19 protein-coding genes are annotated in these 23,257 nt (G+C 70.4%); 5 read left to right on the top strand and 14 right to left on the bottom strand.

Annotation, left to right across the window (positions count from 1 at the left end; all coding sequences use genetic code 11):
• Nucleotides 1-19: 19 nt before the first annotated feature.
• Nucleotides 20-988: an STM4015 family protein gene (locus J8N05_RS43895; protein ID WP_210894316.1), complete on the bottom strand. Its 969-nt coding sequence runs from the start codon at nt 986-988 to the stop codon at nt 20-22.
• 246 nt (nt 989-1,234) lie between these two features.
• On the opposite strand from J8N05_RS43895, the gene J8N05_RS43890 reads away from it, so the two are divergent.
• The gene (locus J8N05_RS43890) at nt 1,235-1,561 is read left to right on the top strand and encodes a hypothetical protein (protein WP_190854525.1); all 327 of its coding nucleotides are present in this window, start codon (nt 1,235-1,237) and stop codon (nt 1,559-1,561) included.
• A 150-nt stretch (nt 1,562-1,711) separates the two neighbouring features.
• A complete protein-coding gene (locus tag J8N05_RS43885; protein ID WP_210893255.1) occupies nt 1,712-2,740 on the top strand; it encodes a DUF6745 domain-containing protein in 1,029 nt (342 codons plus the stop codon).
• A 22-nt stretch (nt 2,741-2,762) separates the two neighbouring features.
• Here J8N05_RS43885 and J8N05_RS43880 read toward each other — a convergent pair whose 3' ends face one another.
• The 5 genes from J8N05_RS43880 to ligA form a co-directional block, all read right to left on the bottom strand.
• The gene (locus tag J8N05_RS43880) at nt 2,763-3,704 is read right to left on the bottom strand and encodes an endonuclease/exonuclease/phosphatase family protein (protein WP_210894314.1); all 942 of its coding nucleotides are present in this window, start codon (nt 3,702-3,704) and stop codon (nt 2,763-2,765) included.
• A 453-nt stretch (nt 3,705-4,157) separates the two neighbouring features.
• Nucleotides 4,158-4,598 (bottom strand): hypothetical protein, encoded by a 441-nt coding sequence (locus J8N05_RS43875; RefSeq protein ID WP_210893253.1) that lies wholly within the window; start codon nt 4,596-4,598, stop codon nt 4,158-4,160.
• 293 nt (nt 4,599-4,891) lie between these two features.
• Nucleotides 4,892-5,038 carry a hypothetical protein gene (locus J8N05_RS43870; protein WP_189767551.1) on the bottom strand — a complete coding sequence of 49 codons (147 nt, stop codon included), beginning with the start codon at nt 5,036-5,038 and terminating at the stop codon, nt 4,892-4,894.
• Nucleotides 5,039-5,174: 136 nt separating this feature from the next.
• Entirely contained in the window at nt 5,175-5,777 is a 603-nt protein-coding gene (locus J8N05_RS43865) for a hypothetical protein (RefSeq protein WP_210893250.1), read from the bottom strand.
• A gap of 117 nt (nt 5,778-5,894) precedes the next feature.
• Nucleotides 5,895-8,045 carry an NAD-dependent DNA ligase LigA gene (gene ligA, locus J8N05_RS43860; protein ID WP_210893248.1) on the bottom strand — a complete coding sequence of 717 codons (2,151 nt, stop codon included), beginning with the start codon at nt 8,043-8,045 and terminating at the stop codon, nt 5,895-5,897.
• A gap of 73 nt (nt 8,046-8,118) precedes the next feature.
• Here ligA and J8N05_RS43855 point away from each other — a divergent pair, with 73 nt between their 5' ends.
• The gene (locus J8N05_RS43855) at nt 8,119-8,682 is read left to right on the top strand and encodes a GNAT family N-acetyltransferase (protein ID WP_210893246.1); all 564 of its coding nucleotides are present in this window, start codon (nt 8,119-8,121) and stop codon (nt 8,680-8,682) included.
• 32 nt (nt 8,683-8,714) lie between these two features.
• On the opposite strand, the gene J8N05_RS43850 is transcribed toward J8N05_RS43855, so the two are convergent.
• The gene (locus tag J8N05_RS43850; protein WP_210893244.1) at nt 8,715-9,377 is read right to left on the bottom strand and encodes a hypothetical protein; all 663 of its coding nucleotides are present in this window, start codon (nt 9,375-9,377) and stop codon (nt 8,715-8,717) included.
• Between the two features lie 187 nt (nt 9,378-9,564).
• Nucleotides 9,565-10,767, bottom strand: a complete 1,203-nt coding sequence (locus J8N05_RS43845; protein ID WP_210893242.1) for an FAD-dependent oxidoreductase — start codon at nt 10,765-10,767, stop codon at nt 9,565-9,567.
• Between the two features lie 300 nt (nt 10,768-11,067).
• Between J8N05_RS43845 and J8N05_RS43840 the strand changes: the two genes are divergently transcribed.
• On the top strand, nt 11,068-12,882 hold the full coding sequence (locus J8N05_RS43840; RefSeq protein ID WP_210893241.1) for an ABC transporter ATP-binding protein: 1,815 nt from the start codon (nt 11,068-11,070) through the stop codon (nt 12,880-12,882).
• An 81-nt stretch (nt 12,883-12,963) separates the two neighbouring features.
• Here J8N05_RS43840 and J8N05_RS43835 read toward each other — a convergent pair whose 3' ends face one another.
• From J8N05_RS43835 to J8N05_RS43810, 6 genes are all read right to left on the bottom strand, one after another.
• Nucleotides 12,964-14,052 (bottom strand): glutamate--cysteine ligase 2, encoded by a 1,089-nt coding sequence (locus J8N05_RS43835; protein WP_210893239.1) that lies wholly within the window; start codon nt 14,050-14,052, stop codon nt 12,964-12,966.
• A gap of 255 nt (nt 14,053-14,307) precedes the next feature.
• Complete coding sequence (locus tag J8N05_RS43830; RefSeq protein ID WP_383944956.1) at nt 14,308-15,339, bottom strand: ABC transporter permease; 1,032 nt, start codon at nt 15,337-15,339, stop codon at nt 14,308-14,310.
• Nucleotides 15,336-16,298, bottom strand: a complete 963-nt coding sequence (locus tag J8N05_RS43825) for an ABC transporter permease (RefSeq protein ID WP_210893237.1) — start codon at nt 16,296-16,298, stop codon at nt 15,336-15,338. The genes J8N05_RS43830 and J8N05_RS43825 overlap by 4 nt, the downstream gene beginning before the upstream one ends.
• Nucleotides 16,291-17,871, bottom strand: coding sequence for a sugar ABC transporter ATP-binding protein (locus J8N05_RS43820; RefSeq protein ID WP_210893235.1), 1,581 nt, complete (start codon nt 17,869-17,871; stop codon nt 16,291-16,293). The genes J8N05_RS43825 and J8N05_RS43820 overlap by 8 nt, the downstream gene beginning before the upstream one ends.
• A 1-nt stretch (nt 17,872) precedes the next feature.
• Entirely contained in the window at nt 17,873-18,964 is a 1,092-nt protein-coding gene (locus J8N05_RS43815; protein ID WP_210893233.1) for an ABC transporter substrate-binding protein, read from the bottom strand.
• A 164-nt stretch (nt 18,965-19,128) separates the two neighbouring features.
• Nucleotides 19,129-20,142: a LacI family DNA-binding transcriptional regulator gene (locus J8N05_RS43810; protein WP_210893231.1), complete on the bottom strand. Its 1,014-nt coding sequence runs from the start codon at nt 20,140-20,142 to the stop codon at nt 19,129-19,131.
• Nucleotides 20,143-20,552: 410 nt separating this feature from the next.
• Between J8N05_RS43810 and J8N05_RS43805 the strand changes: the two genes are divergently transcribed.
• Nucleotides 20,553-23,192, top strand: coding sequence for a PA14 domain-containing protein (locus J8N05_RS43805; RefSeq protein WP_247706938.1), 2,640 nt, complete (start codon nt 20,553-20,555; stop codon nt 23,190-23,192).
• The last annotated feature ends 65 nt before the right edge of the window (nt 23,193-23,257 follow it).

Genomic DNA, 23,257 nt, shown 5'->3' with positions numbered 1-23,257 from the left:
GTCCGGACCTCGCGGCGCGCTACTCGCCCACCGCTACGAAACGCCAGACCTCGCCGTCGTCGTCCTCGTCGTCCTCGGCGTCCTCCTTGTCGGTGTCGACGAGCACACCCGCGGGTTCGAGGGTCTCCAGCAGCCGGGTGCTCAGGGCGGCGCTGAGGTAGTTGTGGTGGAGGTCGAGCTTCTTGAGGTGTGTCAGCGGCTGGCCGGTCAGCAGCGCCGTCGCGCCGTCGTCGGTGAGCACGCCCATGGAGACGTCGAGTTCCTCCAGGCGCGCCACCACCGGCGCGGACGCGAGGGCGGAGCAGATGGCGTCCTGGATCTCGCTGTTGTGCAGGGCGAGCCGGGTGAGGGCGGGCAGCCTGGTGCCCGCGAAGAACGGTTCGAGGTCGGCGATGTCGCAGTCCCCGCCGTACTCGGAGGTGCCGAGCCACAGGTCGAGTTCGACGAGGGCGGGCAGGTCGCTCGCGGCGATGCCGCGCACCACCCCGACGGGCAGTCCGCCGGTCTCGACGGTCAGCTTCCGCAGCCGCTCATGACGGGTGGCGGGGAAGACCAGGCCGTTGCCGCCGCGGATCCCGAACTCCTCCAGATCGGGGAAGGCCGCGAGGAGCGGACCCATGTCGCCCTGGGTGATCCAGGAGATCTCGGCCTCCTCCATCACGATGTCGCCGACGAACAGCGCGCGCAGGGCGGGCAGCCGGTCGCGGGCCGCCACCAGCGCCTCGATCACCTCGTCGGGGGCGGAGTCGTACACGTCGCTCCACGCGCCCACGACGATCGCCCGCACCCGCTCGGTGTCGACGGCCGCCACGAAGCGGCCGAAGGCCTCCTCCCACTGCTCGTCGGAGTCGTAGGAGTTCACCGCGATGTGCCAGGCCACGGACTCGGGAGACGGAAGCGACGACGGGTCCGGCTTCGGGTCGTCGACGCCCGGGAAGCTGAAGGCCGGCAGCCCGTGGAACTCCTTGAGGTGGTCACCGATGGTCATGCGCGCCTGCTCCTTCGTGCTGAGGTCGGTGGACTCGGCAGTCATGGGTCCTGATCCCGGCGCGCGCCGACCGCATCCAGGTACCGGAGTTCTACCAAGTCCCACTGACATCGCGTGGATCAGGGGTGCTCCTGCGGCGGCCCTCGCCCCGCACAGGGCGTGTGACCTGCGGGCGAGGGCGATTGTCAGTGGTCGCCTCTACGGTCCTTCCCATGGCACACGGTGTGCCGCAGCGGGAGGAGACCCATGTACCGGCAAGGAGACGTCCTGATCGTGGCGCTGGCCGAGAGCGCGGTGCCGGAGCACGCGGCCGACGCGGCGTCCGAACCGCGCGACGGCCGCGGCAGGCTCGTCCTGGCGCTCGGCGAAGTCACCGGCCACGCCCATGCGGTGGTCGGTCCCGGACGGCTCGTCCGCGAGGCCGGCCTGTTCGGACCGATGCTGCTGCACGTGCCCGACGGCGCCCGCGTCGTCCACGAGGAACACGCGGCGATCTCCCTCCCGAAGGGCTGGTACCGGGTGATCAGGCAACGGGAGTACGTGCCGGGCTCGGTGCGCATCGTCGCCGACTGACGAGAGACACATCGGTAGACACACATCGTTCGCGCGGTCAGAGCGACGCAGGACGGAACGAAGCAGGACAGCAGGACGCAGGACAGCACGGCGCAGGACCGGGCGGCACGGGGATGCGGCCCGGCACGGTACTCGGGGAGAGGAACGGCGTTGACGGAGCAGGGCAGTTGGCGGACGACGGCGGCGGCGACGGGGCCGGGGGACCGGGCGGCGGCCGAGGAGGGCGTACGGCTCGCCTACCGGCGGGCAGGACTGGCCGAACCGGAGCGGATCGTATGGACACGCTCCCCGCGCGAGGCGGTACGGACACTCATGACGACGGCGCGTCCGGACGCCCCGGAGACGGCCGCCCTCGGGGCGAGTGTCCGCGACGCGGTGCTGGGTGACCCCTGGGCCGCCGAGCGGGCGCGGCTGCACGCGGAGCTGGGTCCGCAGGGGTGGAGCGGCCACTGGCGTGCCACGGGAGCGGGACTGTGGGAGTCGACCCGCACCCTGGTCGACCGGGTGCGGGCGGGCATTGTCGACGAACTCGCCGGTGACCGGGGTCAGGAGACACAGGTCCGCCTCCTTCTGCTGGACGCGGCACTGGGACAGCACGACGCGGCCTGGCTGTGCGCGTTCGGCTCCGGGGACGGGAGCCCCCTGGAGGGCCTGGCTGCGGTGGCGCGCCACGCGGGCTGGTGGTGGCCCTACGAGAAGGTGGCGGTCATCAGCGAACGCCCCCTGACCCTGCACCGCGACGAGGCCGGCCGCCTGGACCGCGGCGACGGCCCGGCACTCGGTTACGCGGACGGGTTCGAGCTGTACGCGTGGCGCGGAATGCCCGTCCCGCGCGACTTCCTCGACGAGCTGACCAGACTGACACCGGAGCGGATCCGCGGCGAGGAGAACGCCGAACTGCGCCGCGTGATGCTGGAGTACTACGGCTACGACCGCTATCTGGACGAGTCCGGCGCGGTCCCCGTCCACCGCGACGAGACGGGTGTGCTGTGGCGGGTCCAACTCGTCGGTGACGAGGACGTGGTGATGGTCGAGGTCGTCAACTCCACCCCGGAACCGGACGGTACGAGCCGCACCTACTGGCTGAGGGTGCCGCCGTCGACCCGCACGGCCCGCGAGGGCGTGGCATGGACGTTCGGCGTCGGCGCGGAGGCCTACGAGCCGTTGCAGCAGACGTAGGAACGCGCGCGGGGGAGGTGTGTCAGGGAGCCGTCGGCGAGTCGTCGGAACCGCGTTCCAGCCTGATGTCGGCGGTGACGGGGAGGTGGTCGCTGCCGGTGGCGGGCAGGGTCCGCACGTTCGAGACGGTGGCCGAGCGGGCCAGGACCTGGTCGATCCGGGACACGGGGAAGGAGGCGGGCCAGCTGAAGGCGAAGGCCTGCCGTGTCGGGTCCGTACGGTCCATCCGCGAGGTCACCGGATCCAGACCCCGGTCGTCCAGCGTGCTGTTGAGGTCACCGAGCAGGATCACCCGGTCCAGCTCCTCGGCGGCCAGGGCCGCTCCCAGCAGTCCGGCGCTCTCGTCCCGCGGACCGGAACCGAGACCGCTCCAGCCGAGGCGGATCGAGGGCAGGTGGGCGACGTACACGGCGATGTCGCCCCAGGGAGTGCGAGCCGTGGACCGTATCCCGCGGCTCCAGCCCTCCTCGATCGCCGCCGGTCTGATGTCCACCCGGCGAACGTCCGCCAGGGGATGCCTCGACCACAGCCCGACCGTTCCCTCGACCGCGTGGTGGGGGTAGTCCGCCGCCAGGGCCTTCTCGTAGGCCGACAGTGCGGCAGGGGTCAGTTCCTCCAGGGCGACGAGGTCCGGTGCGGCCTCGATCAGGGCCGCCGCGGTGCCCGCGGGATCGGTGTTCACGTCACTGACGTTGTGCTGGACCACCGTGAGGTCGTGCGCGCCGCGGCCCTCCGGCAGGAACCGTCCGCCGAACGCCTGCCCCCACACGGCCACGGGCAGCACCAGGGCCACCAGCGCGGTCGCCGAGCGGCGCAGCAGGGCGAGAACCAGCAACAGCGGTACGGCCAGGCCGAGCCAGGGCAGGAACGTCTCCAGCAGGCTGCCGAAGCGGCCCACCCTGTTGGGCACCACCGAGGGGAAGGCCAGCAGGGCGGCGGTCAGTACGGCGAGCGACGCCACCACACGCCCACGCGCCCAGGACGACCGCCCGTCCGCGTCCGGGCCCCGATGCCGCCGGAGGAGGTGTCGCCAGGAGAGCTTGCGATGCCACCGTCCGGACGCCGACGCCGACGCCGCTATCGCGGCCTTCGTCCTCGTCCTCGTTGCCGCACTGCCGTCCTCCGTGCGCTCCACCAAGCCCCACCCGTATCCGTCCCGGGATCCCGCATCCGCTCCGGAACCGTTCTTCGCCCCGCGTCATGAACCCAGCGCCATGAACCCCGCTTCAACCTCGCGTCATGGACACGACGTGCCTGTAACGACGCTCGGCGCGGTGATCGGGTTCCGGCAGCGAGCCCTTCGCCCGGGGGAGGGTGGGTGCACCGGGGGAGGACGGGACGGCCGCACGCCGACAGGCCCGTAGAAGCAGAAGCTTCTACGGGCCTGTGAGCAGGTGCCCTTGCGGCGTCCTGTCGCTCAGAGACGACCGCCGCTGAGACGGGAGAGCGGACCTCGCTGCCGCAGACCGGCACGCCGGCCCACGGTGTAGGAGCCGAGGACCACTGCCGCTGTCCCCGCGGCGGCGCCGGCCGCGACGACCTTTCTGGCTTTCACGAGGGTCCAGACAAGACCGGCCTTCCCGACCGTCTGGTGCGCGGCCGTGGAAACACCGCCCTGCACCGTCCTGGCCGTTTCCTTGGCCTTCTGCGACGCGGCTCCGCCGAGGTTCACCAGGGCTTCCCTGCTGCCACGGCCGACGGCCCCGGCGGCGTCCCCGGCGTTCTTCACCGCCTCGGTGGCGGCCTTCTGTGACTCCTTCGCGGGCGCCTTGGCACCTTCGGTCACGGTGGTCTTCGCCGCTCGCGCATGCGCGGTGGGCGACTGTCCGTTCGTGGTTTTGTTGTTCGCTCCAGCCATGAACACCGGGTATCCGGCTCTGCGTTCGGCAAACGGGAATTGTTTTCTACGCCTTCACGGCCTTCACGCCTCCCCGTCGCACGCGTGTGCAGAGCGGGCCGGAAATGCTGCTAGACTCGATCTTGAGCGAGCCGCCCGGTACGGGCTCGCCTCGCGTCGGTGGTCCAAGGAAAGACGCCCCGCTTCCTGCGGGGAAATGCAGGTGCAAGGCCTGCCCGGCGCTCGACAAGACCCCACCCGATCTCCTCGGGTGGGGTCTTCGCGTTGGCCGGGGGCCGACCGCTCGATCGCGGTCAGCGTCGTCCGCGCAGTTTGCCCAGCAGTCGCTGCGCCTGGGCCCGGCGCCGCGGATCGGCGGAGGCGCGGCGTGCCTGCTCGATGGTGCGCCGTCCCTGCGGGCTCCGGGCGAACTGCTTGATCTTGTTCATGATGCCTGCCATGGCTCTACTCCTGGGCCGGGGGCGGTGGTGCGGTCCGTGCACAGGTCCGTATACCCCGCCGCGGGGAGACCACAACGGCCACCGGCCTCCGCTCTTGCCCGGAACCTGGTGGAGACAGCCTGGTGAGGCACCTGGGTCACAGGGCGAAGGTGTCGGTGAGGTGCACGGCGTAGCCGTCGTCCTCCATGAGGAGCACGGTGACTCCGAAAGGGGAGGGGTGGTCGAGATCGAGGGGAGTGAAGGAGTAGGTGAGGGCCGCCTGGATCGGCGGGGCCAGCTCGCCACCGGGCTGCGGCGCCGGGGCGGAGAGCCACAGGGGCTCGACCGCGTCCGGAACCTCGGACGTGGACCCCTCGGACGTGGACCCCTCGGGCGTGGACTTCACCGGCTGGTGCGTGCAGGGGAGTTGATGCAGGACGTGGCCGTCCTTGGTGGCGTGCACCAGGTTCAGGCAGGGCGCCGGGCCGACGACCGGAAGGCCGCATTCGGCCGCCACGTTCTCGGTGTCCCAGGCGAGCACGACCTCGTCCGCGCCTGCCGCCGCGGCGACGTTCGAGAGTTCGACGATCGCGGTCATGGCGTCCTCGCCGGTCTCGGCCGGGCGGAGCCAGACGAGCCCGACCAGTTCGCCGCGGACCAGCGGCATGATGACCGGGCGGGGCGCCCTCCCCTGAGCCAGATCCGCGGTGTACGCGTTCTTCATCGATGCGACCAGTGCGTCCCACGTCTGGGTGTCCACGGATTTTCCCCTCACCAACAGCCTGTTCACGAGCGACGCAGAGCCTGTCACGGCGGCCCGGTCCTGCGCCAGCGGCCCCGGCCGGAAGCGTCCGGAGCACGGCCGGCCGGGGGTGAACTACTGAGCGGGCTGTTCGAGGTGGTCGGTGACGAGCTTGGCGAACTCGTCGGGGGTGGCCAGGCGGATGCCGAGGGCCTCGGCCTTGGCGCGCTTGGATCCGGCGCCCTCTCCCGCGACCACCAGGGTGGTCTTCTTGGAGACGCTGGAGGAGGAGCGGCCCCCGGCCCGTTCGATCAGTTCGTTCATCTGGTTGCGGCTGAGCTTCTCCAGTACGCCGGTCATCGCGCCGGTGACCACCACCGTCATCCCGGCCAGCGGCCCGCCGGCCGGCGCCGATCCCTCCGTACCCTCCGCATCCTCAGGACCTCCTGAACCGGCCGGGGCCTCGGCGTCCTGGGAGCTGCCCGAGGCGTCCGTCGGCGGGCTCGGCGGAGTGGCACCCGGCTCGGTCATGTTCACCCCGGCGGCGACGAGCTTGTCGATGAGCGGGGCCAGTTCGGCGAGTTCGGAGACGATGGACGGCGCCTTCTCCGTCCCGATGCCCTCCACCTGCTGCATCGACGCGGCGTCGGCCGCGCGGACGTGGTCCATCGTGGCGAAGTGACGGGCGATGCGCCGGGACATGGACCGCCCCGTCCCCCGTACGCCGAGGGCGCACAACACCCGTGACAGCGGACGCCCCTTGGCCGTGGTGAGCGCCGCGAGGAGGTTGTCGGTGCTCGTGTCACCCATCCGCTCCAGCCCCAGGAGCTGGTCGCGGGTGAGGGTGAACAGATCCGCGAGATCGGCCACCAGCTTCGCCTCGACGAGCTGGACGACACGGGTGTGACCGAGACCCTCGATGTCGAGCTGGTCGCGGCCGGCCGCGTACGAGAGGGAGGCGACCAGGTGGCAGTCGCGGCCGTTCTCGCAGCGCCAGCGCTGCTCGCCGGTGTCGATGGCGCTCCCGCACCGCGGGCACACCTCGGGGAAGACGATGGGCTGTTCGTCCCCCGTGCGCAGATGGGCGACGGGGGCCTCGATACGGGGGATGACGTCACCGGCGCGGTGGACCATGACATGGTCGCCCAGGCGCAGATCGCGGCGGGTGATGTCGGCAGGGTTGTGGAGGGTGGCGTAGGTGATGGTGGCCCCGTCGATGACGACCGGTTCGAGGACGGCGCGGGGGGCGATGATGCCGGTCCGGCCCACGTTCCACTCGACCTCAAGGAGTCGGGTGATCTTCTCCACCGCGGGCAGCTTGTAGGCGATGGCCCAGCGCGGGGCGCGCGAACCGGATCCGGCGGCCTGCTGGTCGGCGGCCAGGTCGGCCTTGATGACGATCCCGTCGATACCGAACGGCAGGGAGGCGCGCAGCGCGGCGATCTCCTGCACCCGGGCCAGCACCTGCTCGGCCGTCTCGGCGGTGGTGCCGGGCACGGCGGTGCCCGCGGTGGTGTTCACCCCCAGTTCCGCGGCGCGGTCCATCAGTTCGCTGTGGGACAGCTCGTGCAGCCGCCCGGCCGACTCGGCGTCCGTGTCCGGCAGGGGCAGCAGACCGTAGCCGAAGAACGTCATCGGCACGGTGTAGGCACGCTCCTTGGCTCTCAGGGTGCCCGCCGAGGCGCCGCGCGGGTTCGCGAAGGGCTGCCCGCCGTGTGCCGTGCGCACCTCGTTGGCGTGCTCGAACTGGGCCGTGGTCATCAGGACCTCACCGCGCACCTCCACCGTCACGGGCTCGGCCAGGACCTCCGGCAGGCCCTCGACGGTACCGATCGCGTGCGAGACGTCCTCCCCGGCCGTCCCGTCCCCACGAGTGATCAGCCGCTCCAGGCGTCCTGCCGTGTAACGGGCGGCGATCGCCAGGCCGTCGAGCTTCGGTTCGACGCTGAACCGCTCCACGTCATGGCCGACGCGCCGGGCCAGCGACGCCGTCCAGGCGGTGAACTCGTCGGCCGAGAACACGTTGTCCAGACTGAGCATCGCCACCGTGTGCGGCACATCACCGTCCACCGCGCCGCCGGCGACCTTCCCGCTCGGCGAGCCGGGCAGCACCTCGTCGGGATGCTCCGCCTCCCAGGCGGTGATGGCGCGCACGAGCCGGTCATAGGTGTCGTCGTCCATCGGCGAGGTGCCGCCCGTGTAGTAGGCGGCCGACGCCTTCACGGCGTCCTCGACGGCCTGTGCGTAGGCGACGGCATCCACGATCACTGCAACTGGTGAGGTCATGAGGGTCATCCTGCCTGCCACCACTGACAACGGCTCCGGCTCGGGCGCCTGACACGACGTGCTCCAATGGAGGATGACATCGTTCTGGACCGGTGAACGCGTACGACTGCGTGGTGTCGAGCCCGACGACTGGACGGCGCTCATGCGCTTCGAGGCGGACGAGGAGCGGCTGGGCGACCTGGTGCAGGCTCCCCGCTCCGCCGAGGGCCATCGTGCCCGGGCGAAGGAACTGGCGCTCGCCGGGCCCGACGGCGACCGCTTCGTCCTGGTGGTCGAAGCCGTCGACACGGGACAGCCGGTCGGTGTGGTCGGCTCGCACCACGCCGACGCGCGCGCGGGCTGGTTCGAGTACGGCATCTCCCTGGGCGCGGAGCACCGGCGCAGGGGATACGCGACGGAGGCCGCGACACTGCTGCTGCGTTACATGTTCGCCGAGCGGCGCTTCCACAAGTGCCAGGCACGGGTCTTCGCGCACAACGAGGCGTCGCTGTCACTGCAACGCAGACTAGGTCTCGTCGAGGAGGGGCGGCTGCGCGACCAGGTGTACTTCGCCGGCCGGCATCACGACGTGGTCATGATGGGCGTACTCGCCGACGAGTTCGCCCGCCTGCACCCGGCCGGTCCCACGGTGACATGACCGGCCGCGGGGCAGGACGCCGACGAGGAAGGTCAGTTGGCCGCCGCGGCGGGCTCGGCCTTGGCGGCGGCCTCGGTGGCGGCGGTGTAGAAGACGGAGGAGCCCTGCTTGTTGCGGTGGGCGCTGCTCCGGGCGACCAGGTTTTCGAGGGTGGTCCGCACGACGGTGGTCTTGATGGTGCGCTCCGGGTGGGCCGCGGTGAGCGCGGTGGTGATCTCGGCGGCGGAGCGCGGCTCGTTCTGCGCTTCGAGGTGGCCGCGGATCAGGTCGACGAGGCTCGGCTGAGCGGTCGCCTTGGACGCCTTGGCCGCGGTCCCGCCGGTCGCGGGCTTCTTGGCCCCGGCCTTCTTGGGCTCCGCCTTCTTCGCGATCGTGGCAGCCGCCTTCTTCGGCTTGGCGGTCTTGACCTCCTTGACCTCCTTGGCGGCCTTGGGCTGCTTGGTCCGGGCGGAGGACTGACTCGGCACGGAGGGCACCGCGGAGGTGGTCCCGGCGACGGGGCTCGTACCACCGAGCGCCTGGTGCATGGTCACCAGCACCGTGTGGTCGTGCTGCAGAGCCAGCAACTGCTCCTGCAGGGCCGCGATGTCCGTCGCGATGCGCTCCTGCTCCTTGCCGTTGCGCTCCAGGTCGCTGGTCACCTGTGCGATGTACTGCGAGGTGAGTTCTGTGGTGGAGATCTGGTTCTCAGACATGAGTGGAGCCTTTCTCGGTCCGCCGGCACAGGTGCGAAATGGGGCTGCACGTCCGTGTGCGAGGGAAGAGCGGGATGGTGTCTGTCAGGGCTGGTCCGTCCGAAGGACTCAACTGCGCGCTTTGCGCCAGTGTAGAGATAGTACGCATGGGTGGAACGGGTAGTTCCTGATGCCTGCCTCGACATGACTAGTGAGCGGGCGATCCCGGTGCGCCGCCCCCGTATCGGGTCCACAGGTCGGTGTGCCAGTCCAGGTGCCGGACGAGGTCGTCGTCGCCCGGCCGCGACGCGGGGGCGCCCCGGCCGGGACGGGGTGTCGTGGGAGTGCCTCGGGAGATGTTTCCGCTCACGGTGACGTTGTCCTCGACCCGGGGACGACGCAGTGACTCGTACAGGGAGAGCGCGGCCTCGGTGTCGGGTGCGTCGCGCAGTGACTTCGCGAGAACGACCGCGTCCTCCAGGGCCATCGAGGCACCCTGGCCGGTCGCGGGGGAGGCGGCATGGGCCGCGTCACCGATGGTGAGGACGCGGCCGGAGCGCCAGGGGGTACCGGTGGGGATCTCCGTGGCGTTGGTGACCATGAGGCGGTCGGTGGTGGCCGCGACGACACCCGCGGCAGGAGTGGTGTCCTTGCGCAGCAGCGGCAGGAGCAGCTCGCGCCACCGGCCGGGTGTGCCGTGGGCGATCTCCTCGGCGGCCAGCGGCTCACCGGCCACGCGCGCGAACCAGTACGTCTCCCCGGCCGGCGACACCGCGTGGCCGAAGGCGGCCCCGCTGCCCCGCACCATGGTGATGCGCTCGCTCTCCCCGGCGTTCTCCTCGGCCAGGAGCGCGTCGTCGGTGTAGCCGTAGAAGACCCGCTGACCCGCGTGACAAGGCTGTACTCCGGGGGCGAACGACTGCCGTACGACGGAGTTCAGTCCGTCCGCCCCGACGAGCAGGTCACCGGTCGCGGTGCTGCCGTCGGTGAAGTGCGCGGTGACCGCGTCCCGGGTGTCCTCGACGGACGCGAGACGTGCTCCGTGCCGGATGCCGATGCCCCGGCGAGCGGCCTCCGCCTGCAGCGCGCCGGCGAGTTCACCACGATGCAGGCACCGGTACCGCAGCAGCGGGTCGCCGGCCTCGCCGAGCGGCACATGGGCCATCGTCGCGCCCGTGTCGTCGAGGACACGCATCGAACGCAGGGGGAAGCCGACGGCGGTGACCGCGGCGGAGGCGTCGATCTGGGCGAGGGCCCGCATGCCGTTGCTCGCGAGGGTGAGGAACGCCCCGATGTCCTCGGCCGAGTCGGGATGGGCCTCGTACACGGTGACGTCCGAACCTGCCTTGTGCAGCGCCAGCGCGGCAGCCGTGCCGGCGATCCCACCACCGATGACAAGTGTGCGCACCACGTCGTATCCCCCACTCGTATCCGTACGGACCCTCGGTCGCACTGTATGCCCGCTTCTCAAGGTGTGCCTCCCGCGAGGTGTGAGGGCTGTGGCGCTGTGTTGACGGAAGGGGAGTCCGGCCACCGACTTCGCACATGCGTATGGGTGTACGGGGCCGCAAAACACTTGGACTCGGCGGGTGTTGTCGCGGGACAATTCCAGTTCCGGCCCACCCGTACTCGCACCTGTCGTCGGCGTGCCGCGACGGCGATTCACCGGAGAAACGGGCGACGGGCCGCCTGACGACCACTCGGGGGTGGGATGGGATCGCCTGATACACGCAGGGTTCAACCACGCAGGGGTGCGGTGCTGCTGGCACTTCGTCACTACGGACGCGAGCTCGCCCGGTTACGGCTGTTCTCGGGTCCGGCCATGCTGCTGCCGGCGATGGGCAACATCGGCATCAACTACGTCGCGCCGCTCATCGTCGCGAAACTCGTCGCCAGGATCGCCACCGAAGGCGGCATCACCGTCACCGAAGCGCTCCCTTACGTCCTCGGCTTCGCCGGCGTCCTGTTGCTCGGGGAAGCGCTGTGGCGCCTGGGCCTGCACTGTCTGAACCGGCTCGCCGCGCGCGGTATCGAGAACCTGTACGTGATCGGCATGGACGAACTGTTCGCCAAGGACGCCGCCTTCTTCCACGACAACTTCGCCGGGTCGCTGACCAAGCGGGTGCTGAGCTTCGCCTCCCGATTCGAGGAGTTCGTCGACACGCTGACGTTCCAGGTCGTGGGCCGCGTGGTGCCCCTCGCGTTCGGATCGGTGATCCTCTGGCGGTACGAACCGCTGCTCGTCGTCGGCCTGTTGACGATGCTCGTGCTGACCGCGCTGTGCGTGGTGCCCCTCATCCGCCGCCGCCAGGCGCTGGTCGACCGGCGCGAGGAGGCGATCGCCCGGGTGTCGGGCCATGTCGCCGACAGCCTGATGAACATGGACACGGTCCGCGCGTTCGCGGCCGAGGAACGCGAAGCCGCCGAACACCGGTCCCGGGTCGCCGAGTCGAGGCGACTCACCCTGAGGGCCTGGGACTACGGCAACCTGCGCATCGACACGTTCGTCGCACCCATGTCCGTACTCACCAACGCGCTGGGCCTGTTGCTCGCGGTCGCCCTCGCCGGCAGCGGGCACGGTGTGGAGGCGGTCGTGGTGGCCTTCACGTACTACTCGAACGCGACGCGGATCATGTTCGAGTTCAACCAGGTGTACCGCCGTCTGGAGAGTTCGATGACGGAGGCGGGGCAGTTCACCGAACTGCTGCTGTCGCCGCCGACCGTGCTGGACCCGGTGCCGCATGAGCCGCTGCTGTCCCAGGCCGCCGACGTCCGCTTCGAGGAGGTGACCTTCGCCCACGCGGGGGCGGGGCCACTCTTCCAGGGGCTCGAACTGGCGGTGCCCAGCGGCACGAAGATCGGCCTCGTCGGCCGGTCCGGCGGCGGCAAGACCACACTCAGTCGGCTGCTGCTGAGGATGACGGACCTCGACGCCGGCCGCATCCTGATCGGCGGACAGGACATCAGCAGGCTGCGCCAGGCCGAGTTGCGCAGTCTCATCGCCTACGTGCCGCAGGATCCGGCGATGTTCCACCGCTCGCTGCGGGACAACATCGCGTTCGCCCGCCCGGACGCCACGGACCGGGAGATCCGGCGCGCGGCCGAGATCGCGCACGTCACGGAGTTCGCCGACGCCCTGCCGGACGGCTTCGACACGATGGTGGGCGAGCGCGGGGTGAAGCTGTCGGGCGGACAGCGCCAGCGGGTCGCGCTCGCCAGGGCGATCCTTCGTGACGCGCCGATCCTGCTGCTCGACGAGGCCACCAGCGCCCTGGACTCCGAGAGCGAGGTCCTGGTCCAGGAAGCGTTGTGGAGGCTCATGGAGGGGCGGACGGCGCTCGTGGTGGCGCACCGGCTGAGCACGGTCGCCACCATGGACCAGCTCGTCGTCCTCGACCGCGGGCGCATCGTCGAACAGGGCACCCACCAGGAACTGCTCGCCTCGGCCGGCGCCTACGCCAAGCTCTGGCAGCACCAGTCGGGCGGCTTCCTCGACGACGGGCCCACGCGGGAGACCGTGCACTGACCGTGCGGTGAACCGACCGCACCGAGCACACGCGATCCGTCGGTGCGGTCGGTGCGGTCGGTGCGGTGCGGTGCGGTGTGCTCAGGTCTGCGTGCGCCGCACGCACTCCTTGACCACGTCACCCAGGCTTCCGGTCCGCTCCAGGGTCTCCCGCTGGACCCGGGCGCCGTTGCCGTCCCGCAGCAGTTGCGACGCGGTCGTGTGCACCCAGTCGGTGTCGCCGCTGTCGTCCAGGGCGGGGCCGACATGTTCCAGCAGCGCGCGCACCACGTCCCCGGCCGGTGCCGGCCGCATGGTCGCGGGGTGCAGCAGTTCCTCCTCAAGCCCCGACCGTGCGGCCCGCCAGGCGGCCAGCCGCAACAGCTCCACGGGGTGCGCCGCCGGGGCGGTTCCAGCCCGCCACTCGCGCGCCGCCGTCTCGACGAGTCCACGGGTGAGGGTGGCCAGCAGGGTCGCGGTGCTCGCCTCCAGGCAGACGTCCGACACACGGATCTCGACGGTGGGGTACCGCTCGGCGATCCGCGCGTCGTAATAGACCATGCCCCTGTCCTTGAGCACCCCCGTGGCCACCATGGCGTCGATCCGCCGGTGGTAGGCGTCCGCCGTACCGAAGAGTTCCGTGGGGCCGGCCATCGGCCAGCGCATCCACACCCGGCTCCGGTAACTGCTGTAGAGGCTGTCCTTTCCCTGCCAGAAGGGGGAGTTCGTGCTGAGCGCCGTCAGCACGGAGAGCCAGGGGCGGACGCGGTCCAGTACCGCGGCGCCCTCGTCGTCGGATTCCACCGACACATGGATGTGGCAGCCGCAGACGAGCTGCTCCCGGGCAGGCAGGCCGAACTCCTCGACCATCCACTGGTACCGGGCGTTCGGACTGACCGACGGACTGACCGGCAGGGGGGACGTGGCGAGCGCGACGACCGTGGCTCCGATGTCCCCCGCGACCCGCGCCGCCTCCTTGCGGCACCGGACGATCTCCGCGCCGAGTTCGGTCATGTCCGCCCGCGGGTGCGTCGCGAATTCGAGCTGCTGGGTGTGCAGTTCCTTCTCGAACGTCTCCTCCGACGGATCGTCCCTGGCGGCGCGAGCGAGTACCGCGGCGGACAGCGCCTGTGGTTCGCCGGTCTCGGGATCGACCAGGAGAAGTTCCTCTTCAACTCCCACGGTACGCACGTGACAAGGCCTCTCATGAGGGTCGTCGGGGGCGACGACGCAGAATGCCGGGAAGGCGGAGGCAGCCAACTCCTCCCGCGGTTCCGAATGCCCTGGAACAGCGGCAGGACACCCGGCAGCCGAGAGGGCGTGCGTGTGCCCCGCGCGGCTCTGCCACGCGGGGCACGGGGGACAGGACGACGAGGACGTGCACGGGGTGTCCGGCATGGCTCGGCCCCGTGCGGGCGGCAGCGACGCCGCCCGCACGGGGCCGGTTCACAGCACCCGGCGCCTGCGCCCCAGCCAGGTCTGGGCCACCACGACCACGGCGAGGAAGGCACCGCTGACCACCTGCTGGTACGCGGAGTCCAGGGAGCCGATCTGGTTGATGACGTTCTGGATCACCTTCAGCAGCAGCACGCCCACCAGGGAACCGCTGACGAAGCCGAAGCCGCCGGAGAGCAGGGTGCCGCCGATGACGACGGCCGAGATGGCCTCCAGCTCCATTCCCGACCCGAGGATCGTCACGCCCGACACCAGCCAGGCCGCGTTGAGCGCGCCCGCGAGACCGGCGCACAGTCCCGACAGGGCGTACACGGCGATCTTCGTACGGGCCACGGGGGCGCCCATCAGGGCCGCCGCGTCCTCGTTGCCGCCGACCGCGTACACGTACTGGCCGAATCTGGTGAGCCGCAGGACGACGGCGCCCAGGACGAACAGCACCACCGTGATCCAGATCGGTACGCCGATGCCGAGCAGCGAGCCCTGCCCGAGGGTCGCGAAGAACGAGTCCTTGTCGACGAGGTACGTCTTCGAGCCCTCGTCGGTGATCGCCAGCAGGATGCCGCGCGCCCCGAGCATCGCGGCCAGGGTCACGATGAAGGGGGCCAGCCCCGACCGGGCGATGAGGAGGCCGTTGACGACCCCGATGAGCCCGCACACCGCGAGCGGGAGCAGCAGGGCCACCGCCGTGCCGTACTGCGAGCCCCAGGCCGCCAGCACCCCGCCGAGGGCGAAGAGCGAGCCGACCGACAGGTCGATCCCGCCGGTGACGATGACGAACGTCATCCCGAGCGCGACCACGGCCAGGAAGGCCGAGGACAGCGCCATGTTCTCCAGATTGTCACCGGTCAGGAAGGTGTCGAAGCTCAGCGACGCCGCGACCATGGCCACCAGGAGGGTGACCAGGGCGCCGTGCTGCTGCGCGAGCGCGCTGAAGCGTTCGGCGCGGGTGGGGGCGTCGGCCTTGTCGGGCTCCTGGTGGACGGGGGCCGGCCGCATCTCGGCCTCTGTGGTCCCGATGGTCATCGCTTCCCCCGTTCACGGGCCGCGTAGACGGCGGCGATGATCACCACGGCCTGGGCCATCTGCGTCCACGACGGTTGCAGGTCGTGCTTGATGAGCGTGGTGGTCAGCAGCTGGATCAGCACGGCCCCGGCGACCGTGCCGCCGATGCGTACGCGGCCCCCGGACAGGGGAGTGCCGCCGACGACCACCGCCGTGATCGCCGACAGTTCCATGAGGTTGCCCAGCGAGGTGGGATCGCTGGCCGTCAGCCGGGCGGTGGCCAGGACGCCCGCCACCGCGGCCAGCGCACCGGAGCACGCGTACACCACGATGAGGACCCGGCGCACCGGCAGCCCCGCGAGGCGCGCCGCGGGCCTGCTGTCGCCGACGGCGAGCAACTGGCGTCCGAAGGTGGTGCGGCGCACCACGAAGGCCACCAGCAGCGCCAGGGCCGCCGCGATGAGGACGAGGTACGGCACGCCCAGCACGTCACCGGAGCCGAGCGACGCCATGCCCGGATCGCGTACGTCCTCCAGCTGCGGGAGCAGCACCAGGGCGATCCCGCGGCCGGCGACCATGAGGGCCAGCGTGGCGACGATCGGCTGGACGCCCAGGAAGGCGATCAGCGAACCGTTCGCCAGGCCGATCACGATGCCGCCCGCCACCGCCATCAGGACGGCGATCCACGGGCCGTAGCCGAGATACAGGGACAGGAGCGAGGTGGACAGGGCCATCACCGAGCCCACCGACAGGTCGACGCCCTCGGTGCCGATCGCCAGGGCCATGCCGAGCGCGACGATGAGGACCGGCGCGACCTGGACGGCCTGGGTGCGGAAGTTCTCCGCCGACACGAAGTTCGAGGTGAAGACGAAGTTGAAGACGAGCAGGGCCGCGACGCCCGCGTAGACGCCGTACTCCTGGAGCAGGCGCAGCAGCCGCTCGCGGTCCACCTGACCGCGGGTCAGCGTCAGGTCAGTCATGGGAACTCCCAGCGGAATCCGCGTTCTTCGAGAGATCCGGCGAGGCCGGGTGGTCCGCCGCTTCGGAGGGGGCCGGGGGTTCGGCGGCGATGGCGCGCATCAGCGCGTCCTCGGTGACGGCGTCGCCGGTCAGCTCGTCGACCACCACACCGTCCTTGAGGACGACGATCCGGTCGCTGCCCTCGATCAGTTCCTCGGTGTCGGAGGAGATCAGCAGCACGGCGAGCCCCTCCTCGGCGAGTTCGTCGATGAGGGACTGGACCTCCGCCTTGGCCCCCACGTCGATGCCCCGGGTGGGCTCGTCGAGGAGCAGCACCTTCGGGTGCATGGCCAGCCAGCGGGCCAGCAGCACCTTCTGCTGGTTGCCGCCGGAGAGCTCGCCGACCTTCTGGTGCGGCCCCGCCGACTTGATGCGCAGCCGCTTCACGAACATGTCGACGACCTTGTCGACACGGGCGTTGTCCACCAGACCGAACCGTGAGAGTCCGGGCAGGGCGGCGAGCGCGATGTTCTCCCGCACGGAGAGGCCGGGCGAGATGCCCTCGGCCTTGCGGTCCTCCGGCAGCAGGCTGATGCCGGCGCGGATCGCGGCCGGTGTGGAGCCGGTCCGCACGGGCGTGCCACCGACCGACACCCGGCCGGAGTCGGCCGGCAGCGCCCCCGCGATAGCCCTCGCGGTCTCACTGCGGCCCGAGCCGAGGAGCCCGCCGAGACCCACCACCTCACCCGGACGGATGTCGAGCGACACGTCGTGCAACTGATGACGGATCGTCAGTCCCTTGGCGCGCAGCACCGGTTCGGCCGCCGCCTGGTGCGATCCGGTGAACTTGGTCAGGCCCTCGCTGCGGACCTCGCCGATCTCCCGGCCCAGCATCAGCGAGACCAGTCGCAGCCGGTCGAGGTCGGCGAGCCGCCCGGTGTGCACCACCCGGCCGTCCCGCAGCACGGTGACGGCGTCGCAGATCTCGTACAGCTCGTCCATGCGGTGGCTCACGTAGACCACCGCGATGCCGCGCTCGCGGAGCATGCCGATCACGTCGAACAGGGTGCGCACCTCGCGCGGTTCGAGCGACGAGGTGGGCTCGTCCATGATCACGACACGTGCGTCGATGGCGACGGCCCGCGCGAGAGCCACCATCTGCTGGGCGCCGACGCCCAGTTCACGCAGCGGCCGGCTCACGTCGACCCGGATGCCGAGGCCCCGCAGCGCCTCGTCGGCCTCCCGGTGCATACGGCGGAAGTCGATGAGTCCGAGCCGGCCGCGCGGTTCGCGGCCGAGGAGGAGGTTGCGCGCCACGCTCATCAGCGGGACGAGGTTGACCTCCTGGTAGATGGTGGAGATGCCTGCCTGCTGGGCCTGCAGGGGGGTCGTGAAGCGGACCGGTGAGCCGTTGTGGACGACCTCGCCGGTGTCCGGCTGGTAGACGCCGGTGAGTACTTTGATCAGGGTCGACTTGCCCGCGCCGTTCTCGCCGACGAGGGCGTGCACCTCCCCGGCGCGGGCGGTGAAGTCCACGTCGGACAACGCCTTCACGCCGGGGAAGTGCTTGGACACGCCAGTGACGGAGAGCATCTCAGTAGGCCTTGGCGATGTCCGACTCGGCGTTGGCCTCGGTGTACTCGGTGTCCTTGATGACGATGTCCTGCGACACCTCGTCGCCCTTGGTGAAGCTGTCGAGGGTCTGGAAGGCGAGCGGACCGAAGCGCGGGTTGGACTCGACCACACCGCTGATCCAGCCGTCCACGATGCCCTGGACGGCGTTGCGCGTGCCGTCGATGGTCACGATCTTCACGTCGCCGGCCTTCTTGCCGGCGCCCTTGAGGGCGTTGACGGCGCCGAGGCCCATCTCGTCGTTCTCGGCGTAGATGCCCTTGATGCCGGGCTTGGACTGGATGAGGTTCTCGGTGACCGACTGGCCCTTCTCACGGGCGAACTCACCGGTCTGCTGGAAGACCACCTTGAGGCCGGGGGCCTCCGCCTTGATCTGGTCCACGAAGCCCTTGGTGCGCTCGGTGGTGACGTTGTTGCCCGCCGCGCCGAGCAGGATGGCGATCTCGCCCTTGCCGCCGGTCGCCTCGATCATCTGGTCGGCGGCCCGCTTGCCCTGCTCCACGAAGTCGGAGCCGATGAAGCTCACATAGTCCTTGCACGCCTCGGCGTTGATCTTGCGGTCGACCGTGACGATCGGGATGTGCTTGGCCGACGCCGTCTTCAGCACCGGCTCCCAGCCGTCCGAGTTGAGCGGCGCGACGACCAGCACGTCGGCGCCCTTGGCGATGAGGTCCTGGACGTCGCTGATCTGCTTGGAGAACTGCGACTGGGCGTTGGCGGTGAGGAGCTTGATGCCGCGCTTCTTCGCCTCGGCCTTGATTGAGGCGGTCTCGGCGATCCGGAAGGGGTTGGCCTCCTTCTCGGACTGCGAGAAACCGACCGTGGCGTTCTTGAGGTCGAGCTTCTCGCCCCCGAACGTGTCGATGGTGCAGGAGGGCCCGGAGCCGGCACTCGGCGAGGCGACCTCCTGGCCCGCGTCGGCCTGCTGCTCGGTGGCCTTGTCGTCGGAGGAGTCCTCGGACTTGGTGCATCCGGTGAGTGCCAGGCTCGTGAGGATGCCGGTGGCGAGGAGAGCGCGAGCGGTGGTGCGACGAGAAGATGCGGTCGACTTCATGGAGATCCCCAAACGGCGCGGCCCTGGAGCTGAGAGCGCTCCCGGGAGTTCGGCACTTGACGGTCGATACGGCGTGCACGGCGTTCAGGGGAGGTTTTTACATCGTTGGAGAGGTCGTGTAAACCCCTCCGTCCGAAATCTCGACCGATTGGTTCGACCCGCCGTCAGCGCCGCCCGAGGGTGCTCTCCCGCTCCACCAGCCGGAACTCCGCCGTGAGTTCCCGTCCGCCGGGGTCCTGGCGGCCGGAAAGACTGCGCAGCAGCGAGGCCACGGCGAGGCGGGCGATGGCTTGTTTGTCGGGCGCGATGGTGGTCAGCGAAACCGCCCCGAACCGGCTCTCGGCGATGTCGTCGAAGCCGACCACGGCGATGTCCCACGGCACCCTGAGCCCACGTTCGTGCAGCACCCGCATGGCGCCGATCGCGATGAGGTCGTTGAAGGCGAAGACCGCGTCGGGCCGGTGGCCCGCGTCCAGCAGCTCGGCCATGGCCCGGGCGCCGTCGTCCCGGTTCCAGCCGCCGACGGGCACGATCAGGTCCTCGTCGGGGGTGAGGCCCGCCGCCGCCAACTCCGCACGCCAGCCGTCGAGCCGCAGATGGGCGGGACGGTTCGCGGAGTCCGTACGGACCCCGAGATAGGCGATCCGGGTCCGGCCGCGGTCGAGCAGGTGACGCACCGCCGCCCGGGCGGCGGCGACGTTGTCGATCGCGATGTGGTCGAAGGGCAGACCGTACTCGCGCTCGCCGAGCAGCACCAGGGGCACGTCGTCGGCCCGGCCCTGCAGGTCCTCGGCCTCCAGCTCCAGCGGGCTCAGGATCAGTCCGTCGATCACCCGGGCCCGGAAACCCTGGCTGACCAGCAGTTCCTGCTGGCGCTCGCCCCGTGTGTGGTCGAGCAGGACGGTGAACTCGTGCTCGGCGGCGGCGTCGATCACCGCGCCCGCCAGCTCGGCGAAATAGGGGTTGCCCAGCTCGGGAACGGCCAGCGCGATGATGCCCGTACGGCCTTTGCGCAAATGTCGTGCGGTGAGGTTCGGCCGGTAGCCGAGTTCGTCGATCGCCTCCTGGACCTTGGCGCGCATCGCTGGGGTGATGTGCGGATAGTTGTTCACGACGTTGGAAACGGTCTTGATCGAGACGCCGGCCCGTTCGGCCACGTCCTTCAGGCTGACCCGCAAGGGATCTCCTCGGCATCGACGGGAACTCCGCGACCGGAGCTGTGTCATGAACCTGGACAGCGGGTGGGAGCCCGTGCTCTCATGCCAACTGCCTCTGCTTCCAACGTTGTACAGACTGAAGCTCCGAGCCGCCACCCTTCCTCACCCTAGGACGTGTCCGCAGAGGCCCGTCGCCCGCCCGGACCGCGGGGCGGGCGGAACTCTCCGGACATGGCCCGGGGGGTTTCCGGTGGGCCTTCCGTGGGGGAGTGGCGTCCGGTGCTTCCGCACTGCCTGAAGGGCGTGGGACCCCTGACCGGGCCGGGTGAGACCGGTCCCCGGGCGGGGGGCGCGTGCCGGGCGTCGCGACACCGCCACGACCGGGTGTCCCGGCGCCGCGGAGATTCGTCAGAAGCTCCCTAGGAGGATTCGTGCGCATCACCTCACTCAAGTCACTCGGATCGCTCAGATCACGCATACAGCTCAGACAACGACTCGCCCTGTTCCTCGCGGTATTACTGGGGGCCGCGGGACTGGCCGCCGCATCGGTCGCGACGGCCGTGGAGGATCCTGTCGAGGTCCACGGCCTCAAGGGGGAGTACTACACCCAGTCCGCCCCCGGCGCCTTCGATTTCCACGAGCTCAAGGCCACCGGCATGGACGCGCAGCTCGACTTCGACAATCTGGAGTCCCGGCTGCGCGCCGCGACCGGGAAGTCGGACGACGTCAGCGTGCGCTGGACCGGCCGGATCGTGCCCGAGAAAACCGGCCCCACCACCTTCTCCATCATCGGGGACAACGGCTTCCGCCTCTGGGTCGACGGGAAACTCACCATCGACCACTGGGTCGACGACTGGGACCGCGAACAGACCGCGGAGCCGGTGGAGCTGACGGCCGGCACGGCCTACGACATCAAGGTCGAGTACTTCGAGCACTACGGAGGCTCCAACCTCCATCTGCGCTGGACCCCGCCCGGCGGCACCAAGACCGCGATCCCGCAGTCGGCGTTCCTGCTGCCCGCGGGCTACGACTACGACGGCGCCATCGCCACCACCGTCCTCAAGGACGGCCGCACCCTGCGGCTCGACTTCGCCCAGGAACTCAAGGCGCCCGCGGCCGGTCTGATCGACCACCTGGACGCGGTCATCGGCGGCGCCACCTGGCCGCTCGGCCGCATCAAGCTCGACCCGGCCGACTCCAAGTCCCTGCTGATCGAGCTCAAGGAGCCCGTGGTCGGCAACAAGACGGGCACCGCGCGCGGCAGCGCCGATGTGCGCTACGACGGGGAAGGGGGCCTCTCCGCCAAGGACGGCAACGTTGTCAAGCCGTTCTGGAGCAGCGGCACCAACCGGTCGACCCATCAGTTGAGCACCAAGTGGGGCAAGGACGTCACCCCGGCCAACGCCCACCGCGAGTACCCGAGGCCACAGCTCACCCGCGACAACTGGGAGAACCTCAACGGCAGCTGGCAGTTCGCCGCCGCCGAGGCGGGGGAGCAGCCCCCGGTGGGGAAGAAGCTCGCCGAGAAGATCCTCGTCCCGTATCCCGTCGAGTCCCAGCTGTCGGGCATCGAACGGCACGAGGACCGGATGTGGTACCGCCGCACCTTCACCGTCCCGAAGGACTGGAAGATCGGCTCGAAGCAGCGGCTGCGGCTCAACTTCGGCGCGGTCGACTGGCGTTCCGAGGTCTACGTCAACGGCACGAAGGTCGCCGACCACCAGGGCGGGTACGACAAGTTCGGCGCCGACGTCACCGACGCCCTCAAGCCGGGTCGCACCCAGGAGCTGATCGTCGGCGTCTACGACCCGACGGACGCCGCGAACGGCGAGAACCCGCCGATCGGAAAACAGCGCCTCGACCCGAGCGGCATCTGGTACACCCCGTCCTCCGGTATCTGGCAGACCGTGTGGATGGAGCCCGTCGCCGCCGACCACGTCGACTCGCTCGCCCTCACCCCGGACGTGACCGCCGGCACGCTGACGGTCGCGCCGAAGGGCGTACGCGACGGAGTCCCGGTCACCGCGACGGCGTACGAGGGCAAGCGCAAGGTGGCCACCGTCTCCGGCCGCACGGGCAGCCCGCTCACCCTGAAGATCCGTGACGCGCGGCTGTGGTCGCCGGACGACCCGTTCCTGTACGACCTGAAGGTCGCCGTCGGCTCCGATCGTGTCGGCAGCTACTTCGGTATGCGGTCCATCGCCGTGGAGAACGTCGAGGGCACCCCTCGTACCGTCCTCAACGGCAAGCCGGTCTTCATGATGGCCACCCTCGACCAGGGTTTCTGGCCGGACGGACTGCACACCGCGCCGAGTGACAAGGCCCTGGCGTACGACCTGAAGATGCACAAGGCCATGGGCTTCAACTCGGTCCGCAAGCACATCAAGGTCGAGCCCGACCGCTGGTTCTACTGGGCCGACAAGCTCGGCCTGATGGTGTGGCAGGACATGCCGGCCATGACGGCGGGCGTGAACCCGTCCGCCACCGCCCGCGCCACCTACGAGCGCGAGATGAAGCAGATGATCGACGAGCACATCAGCAGCCCGTCGATCGTCATGTGGGTCACTTTCAACGAAGGGTGGGGCCAGTACGACGTGGGCCGCATCGCCGCACAGGCCAAGGCCTGGGACCCGACGCGACTGGTCAACAACCAGTCGGGCCTCAACCTCGGCGCCGACGGCGGTACGGGCGACATCATGGACGAGCACGGCTATCCGAGCCCCGCGCTGCCACCGCATCCGGACGGCAAACGGGCGCTGGTCATGGGGGAGTACGGCGGTCTCGGACTCGCCGTGCCCGGACATGCCTGGTCGGTGCAGCAGTCCTATGTCGACGTCGACCCGGCCACGTACACCGACGACTACCTCACCAAGCTCGCCGAGGTGCACGCGCTGGCCTGCAAGGGCGGCAACGGCGCGGTGTACACCCAGATCGCGGACGTCGAGGGCGAGCTGAACGGGCTGATCACGTACGACCGCGCGGTCGTCAAGCCCGATGTGGCGCGGGTGAGGGCGGCGCACGAGGCCCTGATCGACGACGTGTCCCGGGCGATCCCCGCGGGCTGCGTCTGACGTCGTGCGCCAGGGCCGCCCGGTGGGATGCCTCCCCGCCGCTCACCGGGCGGCCCCCGTGCGCT

Origin of the sequence: Streptomyces liliiviolaceus (genome assembly GCF_018070025.1) — a bacterium.
GTDB lineage: Bacteria > Actinomycetota > Actinomycetes > Streptomycetales > Streptomycetaceae > Streptomyces > Streptomyces liliiviolaceus.
Note: the sequence above shows the minus strand (reverse complement) of the source record. Positions and strands in the feature narration are given on the sequence as shown.